This is a genomic window from Streptomyces sp. NPDC017890 (assembly GCF_044328675.1).
In the GTDB taxonomy this organism is placed as follows: Bacteria; Actinomycetota; Actinomycetes; order Streptomycetales; family Streptomycetaceae; genus Streptomyces.
Window position 1 is genome coordinate 25,893 of the sequence record NZ_JBIRHU010000009.1, and the last position, 15,980, is coordinate 41,872.

Here is a 15,980-nt window from a genome sequence, read left to right on the forward strand (position 1 = left end):
TGGCTCAGGGGGCGTCTTCCGGGAGCTCCGGGTGGCCCGTCTCCGGGGCGAACAGGTCCTCCGCTCGCCCTACTGTGCCGGCGCGGTCGAGCCAGTCGTTGAGGACGGTGAGGTCGGAGCACGTGAGGATGCGTTCACGGACGGCGTCAGTGATCACGAGACCACGCACCTCCAGTACCCGCAGGACGCCCTTGGCTTCACCGCGGGCCTCACCGCGGGCCTCGCCCTCGGCCTCTCCTTCGGCCCTGGCCTCGAGGTACCTCTCCTCGAACAGCGTCCGGTGTCCCGGGAAGTGGGTGATGACGTCCTGCATCAGCTTTCTCCAGTTCTCCCTGGTCGGAGTGGATTCCAGACCGACCTCCACCATCTCGAACCAGTACTTCGTGATGTCCGGCTCGAAGGACAACAGCCCGCGGGCAACGGCTTCCAGTATGGCGGGCGCGCGGCGGCTCTCGCTGTGGACGATGGCGCAGAGCACCGCCAGGGCGGGGCGCCGGGCCACCGTCGCCTCGTCGGTCACCTCCGGGACCGTCTGGGGTCCCAGGACGATCGGCCGAGTGGTCTGGGTCGGCCAGGAGGCCACGCCGCATTCGAAGGGCCCTGCGGCCCACGCCGCTGTGGCACGGTCCCGGCAGACCGCCACCAGTACGACCGGCAGGTCGTACTTCGCGCACAGGTACGCGACGTAGTACGCCCAGCTCCTCGCCTTGTCGGGGTCCTTCTTGCTCTGTGACTCCAGGGCGAGCACGAAGTTCTCCCCCATGTCGGGCGCGAACCTGAGCACCGTGTCCACACGGCGCTCCATCGGCCGGATCTCGGTGGCGTCGGGGGAGAGCTCGTCGAAGTCGTCCTTCGAGGGCGGCGGAAGCCCCAGTGCCTCGAAGACGGGCGCGAGAGCCTCCGGGTGCTCCTGGAAGAGCCGGTGAGAGGCCTCGTGTGTTGCTTTGACCATGAGCGCCAATCAAGCGCGGTCATGGCAGGAGCGTTCGGCATATGCCGGAGCATTCACTCGTTCGGGGACAGGAGAAGCGTTTGCTCCGGGGCATGTGCTCGCGTCAGCGGGCCACGAACTGGGTCAGGAGTGCCTGGACCTCGTAGATGTCGACGCCCTTGGTGAAGGTCTTCTCGATGGGGGTGTCGGAGCTCGAGAGCCAGATCTTCAGTTCGGCGTCGAGATCGAAGTGGCCGGCCGTCTCGACCGCGAAGTGCGTGATGCTGCGGTACGGGATCGAGTGGTACTCCGTCTTCTTGCCGGTGAGGCCCTGTTTGTCGATCAGGATCAGGCGCCGGTCGGTGAAGAGGATGGTGTCGCGGATCAGCAGGTACGCGGCGTGGATCTGCTCGCCGTGGCCGAGCAGGCGCGCGTAGTCCTGCTGCGCCTTGGCCGGGTTGATGCTGTGCGCGTTGCCGAACAGTGCCATGGCTGGTCCCCCACGTGAGCGAGATGGCTGTGTGTTCGATCCTCGCAAAGCGCGGGGCCCGGGAGAAGGTCCGCCCTCTCCCGGGCCCCGTGCTGTAGCGAGCGCGTTACGCGGTCGGCTTCTCCTCGAGACGAGGGAAGAGCACCGCGCCCTTGGTGACCGTCACACCGGCCGGCAGCCGGCCCCAGTCCGCCGCCTCCTGGACCTTCTGGTCCGCGAGGGCGCCCAGGGACGCCTCGGCGCCCAGGGAGTCCCAGAGCTTCTGGGAGGTGTCCGGCATGATCGGGTTCAGGAGGACCGCCACCGCGCGGAGGGACTCCGCGGCCGTGTAGAGGATCGTCGCCAGGCGGGCCTTGCCCTCCGGCGAGTCGTCCTTGGCGACCTTCCAGGGCTCCTGCTCCGTGATGTAGCCGTTCACCTGCTTCACGAAGTCGAAGACCGCCAGGATGCCGCCCTGGAAGTCCAGCTCCTCGCCGATCTTCCGGTCGGCCTCCGTGACGGCCTTGGCCAGGCCGTCGTGGATCGCCTGCTCCGCGTCCCCGTCGGCCGCCGAGGCCGGCAGCTCGCCGCCGAAGTACTTGCCGACCATGGCCGCCACGCGGGAGGCGAGGTTGCCGTAGTCGTTGGCCAGCTCGCTGGTGTAGCGGGCGGAGAAGTCCTCCCAGGAGAACGAGCCGTCCTGGCCGAACGCGATCGCGCGCAGGAAGTACCAGCGGTACGCGTCCACGCCGAAGTGCGTGGTCAGGTCCTGCGGCTTGATGCCCGTCAGGTTGGATTTCGACATCTTCTCGCCGCCGACCATCAGCCAGCCGTTCGCGGCGACCTTGCCGGGCAGGGGCAGGCCCTGCGCCATCAGCATCGCCGGCCAGATGATCGCGTGGAAGCGGAGGATGTCCTTGCCGACCAGGTGGACGTCGGCGGGGAACGTCGACTCGAACTTCTCGGGGTTCTCGTTGTAGCCGACCGCCGTGGCGTAGTTCAGCAGGGCGTCGACCCACACGTAGATGACGTGCTTGTCGTCCCAGGGGACCGGCACGCCCCAGTCGAAGGTCGAGCGGGAGATGGAGAGGTCCTGGAGGCCCTGGCGGACGAAGTTCACGACCTCGTTGCGCGCGGACTCGGGCTGGATGAAGCCCGGGTTGGCCTCGTAGTGGGCGAGCAGCTTCTCGCTGTACGCGCTCAGCTTGAAGAAGTAGTTCTCCTCGCTGAGGATCTCCACCGGCTTCTTGTGGATCGGGCACAGCTTCTGGCCCGCGTACTCGCCCTCGCCGTCGAGCAGCTCGCCGGGGAGCTTGTACTCCTCGCAGCCCACGCAGTACGGGCCCTCGTAGCCGCCCTTGTAGATCTCGTCCTTGTCGTACAGGTCCTGCACGAACTCCTGGACGCGGTCGGTGTGCCGCTTCTGCGTGGTGCGGATGAAGTCGTCGTTCGCGATGTCGAGGTGTTCCCACAGGGGCTTCCAGGCCTCGGTGACGAGCTTGTCGGCCCAGGCCTGCGGGGTGACCCCGTTCGCCTCGGCCGTGCGCATGATCTTCTGACCGTGCTCGTCCGTGCCGGTGAGGTACCACACCTTCTCGCCGCGCTGGCGGTGCCAGCGGGAGAGCACGTCGCCTGCGACGGTCGTATAGGCGTGGCCCAGGTGAGGAGCGTCGTTGACGTAGTAGATGGGGGTCGAGACGTAATACGCCTTCGCCCCCTGCTTCTCGGTTCCAGTGGCCGCCATGGGCGAAATCCTACTGGTCCGGTGGTGATCGGCTCACACGCGTTTCGGGGGGCGGACAGGGGTGACCTCCCCTGTCCGCCCCCCGCCGGGCGGTTCCGGTGCGGTTCCGGTGCGGTTCCGGTGTCTGGATGTCCTACGGGCGCCAGGCGGCCAGTACGCCCTCGTAGAGCTCCTTGTCGGTGAGCTCCTTCGGGGTCTCGCCGGCGAGGAAATGGGATGCGTTGCCCGTTTTGAGCTTGCGGAGGTAGTCGAAGGCCTTGCTCTCCGGGTCGCCGAAGGCGACGAAGGAGAAGTGGACGTGCGGGTGGCCGGCCGCCGCGTCCGTGAGGGACTGGGTGGCTGGGGTCTTGGCGTCGGGGGCGCCGTCCGTCTGGAAGACCACCAGGGCGGGAGTGCCGGGGGCCTCCTTCTCGTGGTGGGCGAGGACGGCTTCCACGGCGGCGTGGTAGCTGGTGCGGCCCATGCGGCCGAGGGCGCCGTGCAGCTCGTCGATCCTGCCCTCGTGGTCGGTGAGGGTGAGATCGCCGGTGCCGTCCACCTCCGTGGAGAAGAACGTGACGTGGACCGTGGCCTCGGGGTCCAGGTGGGCGGCGAGGGCGAGGGTCTGCTCGGCGAGAGCCTGGGCGGAGCCGTCCTTGTAGTACGGGCGCATGGAGGCGGAGCGGTCCAGGACGAGGTGGACCTTGGCGCGGGTGCCGGTGAGGTTGTGCTTCTTGAGGGTGGCGGCGGCGGCCTTGTAGGCGGTGGCGAGGCCGGGGGCGCGGGAGCGGAGACGGGCGGCGGGTGTCGCCGGTTTCGCGGCGGGGGCCTCCGGCCTGGAGGTCGACTCGGCCTCGGTGGCGGCCGGCTCGGGGGTTGGCTCGGCCTCGGTGGCGGCCGGCTCAGGGGTTGGCTCGGCCTTGGCGGGGGCCGGCTCGGGGGTGGGCTCGGTCTCGGTGGTGGCCGGCTCAGGGGCCGGCTCGGCCGCGGCGGGGGCCTCCGGCCTGGAGGTCGACTCGGCCTCGGTGGCGGCCGGCTCGGGGGTGGGCCCGGGCTCGGCTTCGTCTTGGGCCCGGGCCGCACCACCCGTGCGAGGTTCGTTGTCGGGTGCGGGTGGCCCCGGAGGGGGCTGTTCGCCGTCGGCGGCTGCGGGTTCCGGTTCCGGGGCGGCCTTTGTCTCCGGTTCCGGCTGGGTGTGCGGTTCCGGCTGGACCTCGGGCTTCGGCTCCGGCTCCGGGGCGGCCTTTGTCTCCGGTTCCGGCTGGGCCTCGGGCTTCGGCTCGGGCTCCGGGGCGGTCGGGGGCTGCCTGTCCGACGTCTCGTCCGGGGACTCCGTCGGCTTCGGGACCGTGACGTTGGCGAAGGCCGCCTTGACGAGTTCGTGCTCGTCGGAGGGGGCCTCCGTGCGGGGCTCGGGGACCTGGACCGTCTCCGGCGCGGGTTCGGCGGCCTCCGTCTGCTCCGGGGCCTCGACCGGCTCCGTGGGTGCGGTGGGCTGGGACGGGAGCTTCGGCTCCGGCGCGATGGCCGGCGGTGCCGTCTCCTGCGTCACACCCTCCGCCTGGGCGGCCCGTTCTTTGCGTGACCGGCCGAACGCGTTCCGCAGGAGAGTGAGAATGCCCATGTGCGCAACCCTTCGCGTGAGTTGATGCCCGTCAATCCCTGGCCAGGACGGACACGTAAGGTTAGCGGCCCCGGCTTGTGATCTTGTGCAGGGTCTGCCACGAAAGCACGGGCGCGTCAAGGAGCGATCGAGACGCCGCCGTAATTCCCCTCCGGCTTCCGTGGATTCACCCGTCGTTCACCGTGGCGCCCGTCTCCCGCACGTATGTGCACCTACGGTCGCGCTGACACCAAGGGCATCCAAGGGCTTCTCAGGGGAGAACACAGTGCGCAAGCTGCTGCCGTTGATCGGAACGCCGTCCGGTTCGCATCCGGGCGGCCGGTCCGCCATGACCTGCCGTTTCCGGTGTGGTGACGCCTGTTTCCACGAGGTGCCCAACACCAGCTCGAACGAGTACGCCGGTGACGTCATCGCCGGCGCGCTCAGCCGCCGTTCCATGATGCGCGCCGCGGCCGTCGTCACCGTCGCCGCGACGGGCGCCGGGGCCGTGGGCGTGGCGGGGGCGCCGTCGGCGCAGGCCGCGCCGGCCGCCGGGAAGGGGCACGGTGCGGGGCACGGGAAACCGTCGAAAACGCAGGGTGCGCGCGGGCTGCGGTTCACGCCCGTCGCCCCCAACACCGACGATGCCGTCACCGTCCCGGAGGGGTACCGGCAGGACGTCGTGATCCGTTGGGGCGAGCCGATCCTGCGCGGGGCGCCCGCCTTCGACCCGGAGAACCAGACCGCCCGGGCCCAGGCCGGTCAGTTCGGCTACAACAACGACTTCCTCGCGCTGCTGCCGCTGCGCGGTGAGCACGGCCGGCAGATTCTCGTCGCCAACCACGAGTACACCGACGAGGTGCTCATGTTCCGCGGTTACGACCCCGACAACCCGACCCGCGAGCAGGTCGAGATCGCCTGGGCCGCGCACGGGCTGTCCGCCGTGGTGGTGGAGGAGGAGCGCCGCAGCGGGAAGCTGACACCCGTCTCCCGGCACCGCCTCAACCGCCGTATCACCGCGACGACCGAGTTCCGGCTGACCGGGCCCGCCGCCGGTTCCGACCTGGTGAGGACCTCCGCCGACCGCAGTGGCCGCAAGGTGCTCGGCACCCTCAACAACTGTGCCGGCGGCACCACACCGTGGGGCACGACGCTGCACGGCGAGGAGAACTTCAACCAGTACTTCGCCAACAGCAGCCGGGCCACCGACAAGCGCTACGGAATCGGCACCGGCGCCACCGAGCGCAAGTGGGAGCGGTTCGACAAGCGCTTCGACGTCGCCCAGGAGCCGAACGAGGTGCACCGCTTCGGGTACGTCGTCGAGCTGGACCCGTACGACCCCGACTCCACGCCCCGCAAGCACACGCTGCTCGGCCGCTTCAAGCACGAGGGCGCGACCGTGCGGCTGACCCACGACGGGCGCCCGGTCGTCTACACCGGCGACGACGAGCGGTTCGACTACTTCTACAAGTTCGTCGGCAGCAAGCGGATGCGGCACGGCAGCAGCCGCTGGGCGCGCGAGCACAACCTGTCGCTGCTCGACGAGGGCACCCTCTACGTCGCCAGGCTCAGCGGCGACTCCCCGGCGATCGAGATCGACGGCACGGGCAAGCTGCCGGCCGACGGCGAGTTCGACGGCGGCGGTACGTGGATCCCGCTGGTCACCGCCACCGAGGACGGTGCCGTCTCGCACGTCGACGGCATGACCGCCGAGGAGGTCTGCGTCTTCACGCGGCTCGCCGGTGACAAGGTCGGCGCCACGAAGATGGACCGTCCCGAGGACATCGAGCCGTCGCCGACGACCGGCAAGGTGTACGTCGCCCTCACCAACAACTCCAACCGCGGCAAGTCCGGGTACGCGGGCCCGGACGAGGCCAACCCGCGGGGCGGCAACAAGCACGGCCACGTCCTGGAGCTGACCGAGCGCTGGAACCGGGCCGACGCCACCGCCTTCGCCTGGTCGCTGTTCCTCGTCGCCGGTGACCCGGAGGACCCGGCGACCTACTTCGCGGGCTTCCCCAAGGACCGGGTCAGCCCGATCTCCTGCCCCGACAACGTCGCCTTCGACGACCACGGCAACCTGTGGCTGTCCACCGACGGCAACGCGCTCGGCACCCACGACGGCCTGTTCGGCGTCGCGACGAAGGGCGACCGGCGCGGTGAGCTGAAGCAGTTCCTGACCGTGCCGAACGGCGCGGAGACCTGCGGCCCGCTCATCCAGGACCGGCGCGTGCTGGTCGCCGTGCAGCACCCGGGCGAGGTCGACGGTGCCTCCGTGGAGGAGCCGGCCAGCACCTGGCCCGACGGGCCGGGCACGTACGTGCGCCCGGCGGTCGTGGCGGTGTGGCGCGCGGACGGCCGCGACATCGGCGTCTGAGCACCCTTCGCGAGCGGGGCCGGTGTCAGCCGGCCCTGTGCAGCGTGAGGTCGACGACGAGTGCTCGGTGGTCGGTGTCGGCCAGGTCCAGGAACCTGGCGCGGTGCGTGGTGAAGTCCTCCGACACCAGGACGTGGTCGATCTGCACGCCGAACGCCGGGGCGGTCCGGGCCGGCCAGGTGACCGTCCGGTCGGCCCCGGCCACCCGGGCCGCGTCGCGCAGCCCCGTGTCGAGGATGCGGCGGAACGCGGCGTGGTCCTGGGAGGCGTTGAAGTCGCCGGCGAGGACGGTGGGGGTCCCGCTCTCCTCGGCCTCGGCGGCGGCGTCGCGCAGTGCGTCCAGCTCCTCGCGCCACAGGCCGACCTGGTCCGGCAGCGGCGGCATCGGGTGGGCGAGCTGGAGCCGTACGGCGTGGCCGCGCACGTCGGCGACGGCGCCGGGCATGCCCATGGTGCCGGGGACGCCGGGGGTGGGCTTGAGAGGGAAGGCGCTCAGGATGACGGACCCCTCGGAGCCGCCGCCCTCGACGGCCTGCCGGTGGGGGTAGTCGGCGGCGAGGTCGCGCCGCAGCGCCGCGTCGCACGTGTATTCGCACTCCTGTACGAACACGAGGTCGGGCTTCTCGCGGCGCACGGCTGAGATCAGCTCGCCGGTGCCCTGACCGAACTCGACGTTCGAGGTCAGCACCCGCAGGTCGGCGACGGGCAGCCCGACGGGGTCGCCCGTCTTGCCGTACGGCTCGATGAACCACGCCAGCAGCCCGAGCAGCGCGATCCCCCACACCGCGCCGGTCCACCACCGGGTGAGCAGCGTCAGGAGCAGCCCGGCGCCGGTCGGCACGAGCAGCCACGGCAGGAAGGCCAGCAGCTGCGGTACGGGGGTGACGCCGTCGCTGTCGGCGAGGCGGCAGCCGACGACGACGCTCACTCCCACGAACAGCAGCCCCGCGCACCAGGCCCCGAACCGTCGCCCGGCCCGGCGGCCCGCCCGCCGGGCGTGGGAGTCCGTCCACTCACCGGTCGCCGTGTCGGTGTCCAAGTCCCGGCCTTCCGCTCGCGGTGCGCTGCCCGAATCCTTACTCAAAGACGGGCTCGACGGGCGGAAAGTTGTGCGCCGGACGGTCCCGGTACCGCAGCCCCCTGGACCGCGGCCCCGGGAGCCGGGCGGATCGGAGACGCCGCGGCGCGGGGGTACGTGCCGGGTGGCTCAGCGGCGGGTCCGTGTCGGCCGGGGTGGTGTCGGGTCGACGGGGGTCCCCGCGGGTGCCCGGCGGCGCCGCAGCAGATGTCCGTACCGGCCGGTGAGCCAGGAGGCCAGGGCGACCGTGAGGCCGAGGCCGACCAGCAGCCAGGAGGCCGTGCGAAGGGTCTCGGTGAGGGCGTCGTAGACGGCGCCCGCGGCGGGGCCGTCCACCGCGCCCTCCACCGCGTCGGGGAGTTCCGCGACGGTGAACCGGCGGCCGACCACGACGGCGAGGGCGAGCAGCGCCCCGCCGAGGGCGGTGCCGATCCCGGCGGCGGCGACGGCGCGCCGGCGGCGGGCGGCGACGGCGATGCCGGTGAGCGCGAAGACGACGGCCGCGATCGGTAGCCAGAAGGCGGCGACGTCGAGCACGTGGTAGCCCTTCCTGAGCCGGTCCGTCTCGCGGGCCGGGAGCACGGTGACCGCGGTGTGCCGGACCGGGATGCGCCGCGCGAACGGCACGTTGTCCTCGGTGAGCCGCTCCTTGACGCGGGCGGTGACCGGCGCCAGGTCGACGGTGACGGCACGCCCGTGGGCCCGTTCGTCCCGCAGGGCGCGCAGCACGGTGTCGTGGACGGTGCGGTTGGCCGCGTCCCAGCCCTCGCGGAAGGCCTCGGTCCGGGTGAACGACCGTGCGGCGTCCTGCGCGAAGAGCCGCACGGTGCCGTTCAGCGGGCCGGCCGCGACCTCGTCCACGACCCCGTCGCCCACCGCGTCGGCGACCACGTTCCGTACGTCCGGATCACCGGCGAGCGGTGCCATGGCGGCGACGTACCGTCCGGTGTCGGCCAGCCCGTACACCGCCCAGCCCGCCACTGTGCCGCACGGCACGGCCAGGCAGGCGAGGGCGAGCAGGACGGCCGACAGGGCGCTCCGGAAACGTGGGGACACCCTTCCAGGGAAAGCTCCGGGAGCGGGACGGGCGACCGGCGTGACTGCATATGGCCCTCCGGGACGAGCCGAACGTGCCCCCTGCCCGGCTGTCACCGTCCCGGCCCCGGTCGAAGGCCGGGTGAGGGCGCGGACCGTCAGGTGACGCGGTGCCCCTGCGCGTCCTCGTGGGTGTAGTAGCGGTAGAACAACGCCCCGAACACCGCCGCCGCGACCAGCAGGGACACGAGCACGCACGTGAACATGGCCACGCCGCTCCCCGAGTACAGGAAGCCCACCGCGCTGCCCGCGAACGCGCCCCACAGTGCCGCGTGGCCCTCGCGCGGCAGCCGCCGGGCCACGGCCCGGACCACGGCGCAGAGCACGATGAACGCGAGCGCGGTCAGGAAGCCGAACAGCAGGTTCCAGCCGGTGACGGGGCCGCCGAAGCGGCGGACGGACGCGGCCCAGTAGCCGTAGACCAGCCCGGCCGCGACGGGCACCGCCCACCGCGCCACCCGGTGGGTCCGCTCGCCGAAGACGTCGGGCGTCCTCGTACGCCCGCGCGGCCCCGTCCCGGGGGACGCTCCGGTGGATGTGCCGCGTGTCGGTACCGCGTGAGCCATGAGCGCACTCCTCTCGCCTCGCCCCCGACTACCAGGGCACACCTGGGCAGGCCGGTCGGCAAGTCAGGATGCGGGCCGTGGGGGCGCGTGTTTCGCTGGCTCCGTGAGGGGTCGCAACCGCAGGCCGGTGCGCGGCCGGTGGCGGCTGCTCGGCCGGCTCGTCCAGGCCGCCGGCCGGGGCGACGCCGTGTCCCGGCACGAACTGCTCAGCTTCCGCGGCCACAGCTTCGCCTGGCTGTTCCCCCTGCTGCTGCTCATCGGCATCATCGCGGCCGACACCACGACCGGCGCGTTCGAGATCATCTCCTGGACGGTGCTCGTACCCGGCGTCGCCGCCGCGATCTGCGGCGTACGGGCTACGGCCGTGTACGCGGTGGTCGCCCTCGTCGTCTACGTCCTCGCCGACACCGTCTGGCAGCACCGCGCCGAGACCGGGGTGCCCGGCCTGATCCTCGTCGCCCTCGGCGGATCCATCGCCGTGGTGGCCGCCGCTCTCCGGGTCGGCGGCGAGCAGCGCATGCTGCACATGCGGGACATCGCCGACACCACCCGGCGCACCGTGCTGCGGCCCCTGCCGGTGGGCTTCGGCGGCCTCGACCACGCCGCCGTCTACCTCTCCGCGGACTCCGACGCCCGCGTCGGCGGCGACTTCTACGACATCCAGCCCGGCCCGAACGGCACCCGCGTCCTGGTCGGCGACGTGCAGGGCAAGGGTCTGGGCGCGGTGGAGGCGGCGGCCGCGCTGCTCGGCAGCTTCCGTGAGGCCGCCTACCACGAGCCGGACCTCGGGACGGTCGCCGAGCACCTGGAGACCCGTATGCGGCGCCACCGCACGCACACCGCGGCCCTCGGCCGGTCCGACGGCGACCGCTTCGCCACCGCCGTGCTGATCGGCTTCTCCGAGGACCTGCCCGACGCCGTGGACGCCGTCGTCTTCGGCCACGAACCCCCGCTGGCGGTCGGACCCGGCGGCGTACGGGCCCTGCCGGCCGTCGGCGGACTGCCGCTGGGCATGAGCGACCTCCTCCCCGGTTCACCGGGGCCGCCGGTGCGCCGGCTGGCCCTCACCGCCGACGAGACGCTCCTGCTGGTCACCGACGGGGTGACGGAGGCCCGCGATCCCGACGGATGCTTCTACCGGCACGCCGACGACATCGCCCGCGCCGTCGCCGCCGACCCCTCGAACGCCGCGCCGTCGCGGCTGGTGACGCTCGTACGGGACGGCACGCTGCGGCACTGCCTGGGGCGGCTCGTCGACGACACCACGGTCTTCGCGGTGAGGCGGCGGGGAGAGCCCACGGGCGGCTGAGTGCCCCGCTTCGCAGCCGCACCGGTTACGGTGCTGCCGTACGTGATCGACAGGGGGAGGGACATGCCCGGAACCGTGCTGCTGCTCGCGGCGTCGCCCGTGGGCCGGGGGTGCCTGGTGGACGCCGCCTCCGTGCTCCCCGTGCTCGCGGCCGTGCCGCCCGCCGTGCTCTCCGGCACCGACACCGCGAACGTGGTCGAACTCGCCGACCCGCTGGAGCCGCAGGCCGTCCTGACCCGGCTGCGTGCCGCCGCGGCCGCCCCCGGACCGCTGACCGTCTACGTCGCGGGCCAGCTCCAGCTGGACCGCCGCCAGCGCCTGCCGCATCTGGCGCTGGCCCGCACCACACCGGCGACCGTCCGCTACACCGCCCTGCCCTGGCACTGGATCCGCGAGGAACTGCGGCTGCGGCCGAGCGGCGCGACGACGCTCCTGCTCGACCTGCACGCCGACCAGGAGACCTGGCAGTGGCTGCGGGCCAATCCGCTGGACTCCGGGCGCAACAACGCCGTCTACGGCCGCGTCGCGCCGCCGCCCTCGCGGCGGACGGTGGCCACCCCGGCGTACATGCGGGCCGTCGCGACGATCCTGCGCAGCGGGCACCGGCCGCCCCCGGACCAGCTGCACGAGCAGGCACTGGCCCGCGGCGCGGCCGAGGGCGTGGGCGGCGGGCCCGCCGGTGCGGACCTGGTGCTGGCGGCGCCCGGGCCGGTGGCGGGCGACCCGCACGCGGTCATCGCCGCCGCCGTGCAGTCCGGGCGGCACGCGGACGCCGACGCGCTCGCCGCCCGGCACGAGCGCGCCGCCGCCCACGCGCACGGGCCCGTGTCCGAGGACGCGCTGCACTGGACGGAGGTCCGGGCCGACCTGGCGATGTTCGCGGGGGACCCGGCGCGCAGCTGCCGGGCCTGGCTGACGGTGGCCGAGGCCCGGCTGGTCGCCGGGCAGCCGCCGCAGGCGCCCGCCGTGGAGGCGGCCGTCGACCGGGCCCATCACCAGTGGGGGCAGGTCCGCGACGCCGGGCCGGCCCGCGAACTGGGCGCGGCGCTCGTCGCGCTGCGTGGCCGGGTGCCCGGCCCGCGCGAGGGCGCGCTGGACCATGTGCAGCGGGAGCTGAGCCGGTTGCAGACCCAGGGCTGACGGCCACCTCGTGCACAGGGCTGACGGCCGTCTCGTGCACAGGGCTGACGGCCACCTCGTGCACCTGGCAGTGGCTTCGGGCATGCGCGCGGTGGCTTCGGGCGTGCGCGGTCGCTTCGGGCACGTGTGGTGGCTTCGGGGACGTGTGGTGGCTTCGGGCGTGCGCGGTCGCCTCGGGCGCGCGGCAGCCCGTGCACGCGCGGCAGTCCCGTTCCCGGATCGCGACGGGTTCGCGACCGGTCCGCGCCGCTAGCGGTCCACCGTGGCCAGTGAGCCCATGACCGGGGCGGTGTCCCCCACCGTGTCCCCGACCGGCTCCGGTACCGGCGCCGGCGCCGGTGAGTGCGCCGTGTCCGTCGGTCCCGCGTTCGCGGCCAGCAGCAGGCAGGCCACGGCGGCGACAGCGGCGGCGAGGGCTCTGGCGTAACGTTCGGCGGTGCGGGTGCGTACGGGCACGGTGTCCTCTGCGGAATCGTACGGGGACTGCGCCGAGCGCTGTCAGCGCTGTCAGCGCTGTTAAGCGCGCTTAATCCGCGGATTAACCTAGAGCCGTCGGAGTCGAACGGCAAGAGCCACAGGGGGAGTCGGCAGTGGGCGACCGCGACGACCGTGACGACCGGGTGACCATCGGACGCCGGGTGCAGCGGCTGCGGGCCGAACGCGGCATGACCCAGCGTCAGCTCGCGGAACCGGCGTACACACCCGCCTACATCTCCACCCTGGAGGCCGGCCGCGTCCGCCCCTCCGACGAGGCGCTGCGGCATCTCGCCGAGCGGCTCGGCGTCGGCTACGAGGAGCTGGCCACCGGACGCCCGGCACGGCTCGCCACCGACCTGCGGCTCAGGCTCACCGAGGCGCGGCGCGCGCTCGCCACCGAGGGCGCCGAAGAGGCGGCCGGACAGTACGCCGAGCTGCTCGCCGAGGCCGAGGAGTACGAACTGGCCGAGGAGCGGGCCGCCGCGCTGCTCGGCCTCGGGGAGTGCGCGGTGGAGACCGGCGAACTGGTCACCGGACGCCGGTACTTCGAGCGGGCCGAGGAGTGCCTCGCCGACGCGGGGGCTCCGCTGCCCGCCCGGGTCCCCGCCCTGCGCGGCCGCGCCCTCGCCCACTACCTCGCCGGTGAACTCCGTTACGCCGTCTACCTCCTCGAGTCCACCCTCGACGAGCTGAACCGCGGTGGCCTGCACGACCCCGACGCACTGCTGCTGCTCTACGCCAGCGCCATCGGCCCGTACATGGACATGGGCGCGCACGCGCGCGCCGCCCAGGCCGCCGAACTCGCCCTCTCCCTCGCCCCCAGCGCCGGCGACCCCGCCCTGGTGGCCCGAATGCACCGCTCCGTCGCCCGCACCCTGCTCGCCGACGGCCGCCTCGCCGAGGCCGACGCCTCGCTCGCCAAGGCGGCCGAGCTCTACCGCACGCTGCAACTCCGCACCGAGCTGGCCAACTGCCACTGGATGCGCGGCTACGTCTGCGCCCAGAACGGCGAACTCCCGCGCGCCGAGGAGGAGATGCGCAAGGCCCTCGGCATGCTCTCCGCCACCCGCGCCGCCCTGTACAGCAGCCAGGTCGCCGTCGAACTGGCCGACGTACTGCACCGACGCGGCAAGTCCGCCGAGGCCGCCGAACTGCTGCACGGCGTCCTGGACGACCTCTCCTCCGAACGCGGCGCCGTGCACTCGGCGGGCGCGCACCGGCTGCTCGGCATCATCGCCGAGGACGCCCGGGACACCGAGGCCGCCGAGGAGCACTACGTCCGCGCCCTGAGTCTGCTGGAACGGGCCGGAGCCGCCGGCGACCTGGCCGACCTGTGCCGGCTCCTGGGCGACCTGCTGCGCCGCACCGGCCGGGTGGAGGCGGCCCTCGACGCCTACCGCACCGGCCTCGGGCACCGCACGGCACCCGGCACGACCACCCTGGGACCGGCGCCCGCACAGCCGCCGCTGTAGCGGATCCCGGGCAGCGCACTGAGGCGGCAGCCCGGGTTTCCCCCGGTCGGGCACGGGTAGTCGAGCCTCCGCCCGCGTGAGTGAAGGAGGCGGTGCGCGTGCGGCCCAGCGACGAACCCGGGTGGTTCTCCGAGGGGGCGGGCGCCGCCGAGGTGATCGCCGGGGAAGTGCGGGGCGCCCCGCCGGGCGAGGTGCCGGGGCGGCTGTGCGACACGGCCGTCCGGCTGCTGCCGGTGACCGGCGCGAGCGCGTCGCTGCGCTGCGACGGCGTGCCGGTACGGCTGTGTGCCAGCGGTGACCGGGCGTCGTACCTGGCGGAGATCCAGACCACGCTGGGTGACGGTCCCTGCGTGAGTGCCGCCGAGTCGGGCGCTCCGGTGCTCGCCTGCGACCTGACGGCGGGCGCGGACGCCGGCCGGTGGCCCGTCTTCGCCCAGCAGGCCACGGCCGTAGGCGTACGGGCGGTCTACGCCCTGCCGCTGGGCAGCGACGCCGTGTGCCTGGGCACCCTCGACCTCTACCGGGAAACCCCCGGCGGGCTGACCGGCCCGCAGCTGCACGCGGCGAGGCTCGTGGCCGGCGTCATGACGGTGGCGCTGATGGCGCTGCCGCGCGGGGAGGAGACCTGGCTGGACGAGCTGGCCGGTGACCATGACGAGGTCTACCAGGCCGTCGGCATGATCATGGCCCAGCTGGGGGTCGGTGCCGACGAGGCCCTGGCCCGGCTGCGCGCCGACGCGTTCGCCCGCGACCGCACCGCCCACGACGTGGCCTGCGACGTACTCACGCACCGGCGACGCCTCGACCGCGACCACTAGGGCTCATCGCCCGCCCCGCGCCCCGTCCGTCGGTCAGACCAGCGCCCGCCCCTGCCGCCGGACCTCCGTCAGCCGCCGCGTTCCCGCCTCGACGGCCGCCCGGGTGGCGTCGTCGGCCGGTTCGCCGAGGCCGCCGCTGGTGAGGCTGATCGCGTCGTCGCCGACGCGTACGGCGACGATGTCCAGGGTGAGGACGGCAGCCCCGGCGCTCACCGTCACCCGCAGGCCCTGCCGGGCGTCCCCCGCCTCCGGCGGCGTCCCGCCGGTGACCCGGACGTCCCGGGTGGCACCGCGCGCGGCCCGGGCCGTGAACCGCCCGCAGGTGTCCGGCAGCGTCGCGAGCCAGGCCAGCGCCCGGTCGATGTCGGCCGCGCGGTGCGAGCTGATCCGGTAGTGCAGCTGGGCTCCGCCGGCCGCGTCGTCCAGGGCGGCGGTGGCGCGCGGGCCGACGGTGGTGCCGAACAGTTCCTCGGTGTAGAGGACGTCCAGCAGCCGTCGGCAGTCGGGCGGCTCGGCGGTGGCCTTGAGCACCTCGTCCCGCCAGGTCGCGGCACCCCGCGTCGGCTCCCACCCGTCCCCCAGGTCGGCCTCCGTGATCAGGGCGGCCCGCGCCTGCCCCCGGGTGAGCGCGGGCGGCACGGCGGGCGACGGAAGCGCGGCCGGGGACTGCGCGGTCGCCGGCACGGGGCCGGCCGGCCGGTCCGTCCCCCGCCCGCCGGCGGAGCAGGCCGCCGCCGTCAGCGTCAGCGCCGCCGAGAGCGCGGCGGCGAGTACGGGGCGGGCGGCGGGGGCGGCGTGCTGCATCCGGGGTGCCTCCTGAAGGCCGGGCGACCGGTGCGTGCGGGTCCGGTCGCACCCTCCACGGCACCACCGCCCCCGCCCCACCACCAGCTTGCGGGGCCGTCCGGGTGAGGCCCGGCGG

General features: G+C 73.5%; 14 protein-coding genes. 5 read left to right on the forward strand and 9 right to left on the reverse strand.

Annotated features, from left to right (window positions below; all coding sequences use genetic code 11):
• Positions 1–4: 4 nt before the first annotated feature.
• The 4 genes from ACH4F2_RS13600 to ACH4F2_RS13615 form a co-directional block, all read right to left on the reverse strand.
• Positions 5–952: a hypothetical protein gene (locus ACH4F2_RS13600; protein WP_398132890.1), complete on the reverse strand. Its 948-nt coding sequence runs from the start codon at positions 950–952 to the stop codon at positions 5–7.
• A 103-nt stretch (positions 953–1,055) separates the two neighbouring features.
• A complete protein-coding gene (locus ACH4F2_RS13605; RefSeq protein ID WP_398132891.1) occupies positions 1,056–1,421 on the reverse strand; it encodes a PH domain-containing protein in 366 nt (121 codons plus the stop codon).
• 106 nt (positions 1,422–1,527) lie between these two features.
• Complete coding sequence (gene metG, locus ACH4F2_RS13610; RefSeq protein ID WP_398132892.1) at positions 1,528–3,144, reverse strand: methionine--tRNA ligase; 1,617 nt, start codon at positions 3,142–3,144, stop codon at positions 1,528–1,530.
• A gap of 133 nt (positions 3,145–3,277) precedes the next feature.
• Entirely contained in the window at positions 3,278–4,747 is a 1,470-nt protein-coding gene (locus tag ACH4F2_RS13615; RefSeq protein ID WP_398132893.1) for a VWA domain-containing protein, read from the reverse strand.
• Between the two features lie 265 nt (positions 4,748–5,012).
• Here ACH4F2_RS13615 and ACH4F2_RS13620 point away from each other — a divergent pair, with 265 nt between their 5' ends.
• On the forward strand, positions 5,013–7,103 hold the full coding sequence (locus ACH4F2_RS13620) for a PhoX family protein (RefSeq protein ID WP_398132894.1): 2,091 nt from the start codon (positions 5,013–5,015) through the stop codon (positions 7,101–7,103).
• Between the two features lie 25 nt (positions 7,104–7,128).
• On the opposite strand, the gene ACH4F2_RS13625 is transcribed toward ACH4F2_RS13620, so the two are convergent.
• From ACH4F2_RS13625 to ACH4F2_RS13635, 3 genes are all read right to left on the reverse strand, one after another.
• The gene (locus ACH4F2_RS13625) at positions 7,129–8,142 is read right to left on the reverse strand and encodes an endonuclease/exonuclease/phosphatase family protein (RefSeq protein WP_398132895.1); all 1,014 of its coding nucleotides are present in this window, start codon (positions 8,140–8,142) and stop codon (positions 7,129–7,131) included.
• A 168-nt stretch (positions 8,143–8,310) separates the two neighbouring features.
• On the reverse strand, positions 8,311–9,237 hold the full coding sequence (locus tag ACH4F2_RS13630) for a hypothetical protein (RefSeq protein ID WP_398132896.1): 927 nt from the start codon (positions 9,235–9,237) through the stop codon (positions 8,311–8,313).
• A gap of 137 nt (positions 9,238–9,374) precedes the next feature.
• A complete protein-coding gene (locus ACH4F2_RS13635; RefSeq protein WP_398132897.1) occupies positions 9,375–9,842 on the reverse strand; it encodes a hypothetical protein in 468 nt (155 codons plus the stop codon).
• 127 nt (positions 9,843–9,969) lie between these two features.
• Between ACH4F2_RS13635 and ACH4F2_RS13640 the strand changes: the two genes are divergently transcribed.
• On the forward strand, positions 9,970–11,151 hold the full coding sequence (locus ACH4F2_RS13640; RefSeq protein WP_398133087.1) for a PP2C family protein-serine/threonine phosphatase: 1,182 nt from the start codon (positions 9,970–9,972) through the stop codon (positions 11,149–11,151).
• Between the two features lie 63 nt (positions 11,152–11,214).
• Positions 11,215–12,291 (forward strand): hypothetical protein, encoded by a 1,077-nt coding sequence (locus ACH4F2_RS13645; RefSeq protein WP_398132898.1) that lies wholly within the window; start codon positions 11,215–11,217, stop codon positions 12,289–12,291.
• 249 nt (positions 12,292–12,540) lie between these two features.
• Here the strand turns inward: ACH4F2_RS13645 and ACH4F2_RS13650 are convergent, their stop codons facing one another.
• Entirely contained in the window at positions 12,541–12,747 is a 207-nt protein-coding gene (locus tag ACH4F2_RS13650) for a hypothetical protein (RefSeq protein WP_398132899.1), read from the reverse strand.
• A 134-nt stretch (positions 12,748–12,881) separates the two neighbouring features.
• On the opposite strand from ACH4F2_RS13650, the gene ACH4F2_RS13655 reads away from it, so the two are divergent.
• Positions 12,882–14,240 carry a helix-turn-helix domain-containing protein gene (locus tag ACH4F2_RS13655; RefSeq protein WP_398132900.1) on the forward strand — a complete coding sequence of 453 codons (1,359 nt, stop codon included), beginning with the start codon at positions 12,882–12,884 and terminating at the stop codon, positions 14,238–14,240.
• 98 nt (positions 14,241–14,338) lie between these two features.
• Entirely contained in the window at positions 14,339–15,058 is a 720-nt protein-coding gene (locus tag ACH4F2_RS13660; protein ID WP_398132901.1) for a GAF and ANTAR domain-containing protein, read from the forward strand.
• Between the two features lie 33 nt (positions 15,059–15,091).
• On the opposite strand, the gene ACH4F2_RS13665 is transcribed toward ACH4F2_RS13660, so the two are convergent.
• The gene (locus tag ACH4F2_RS13665) at positions 15,092–15,862 is read right to left on the reverse strand and encodes a hypothetical protein (protein ID WP_398132902.1); all 771 of its coding nucleotides are present in this window, start codon (positions 15,860–15,862) and stop codon (positions 15,092–15,094) included.
• Positions 15,863–15,980 lie beyond the last annotated feature (118 nt).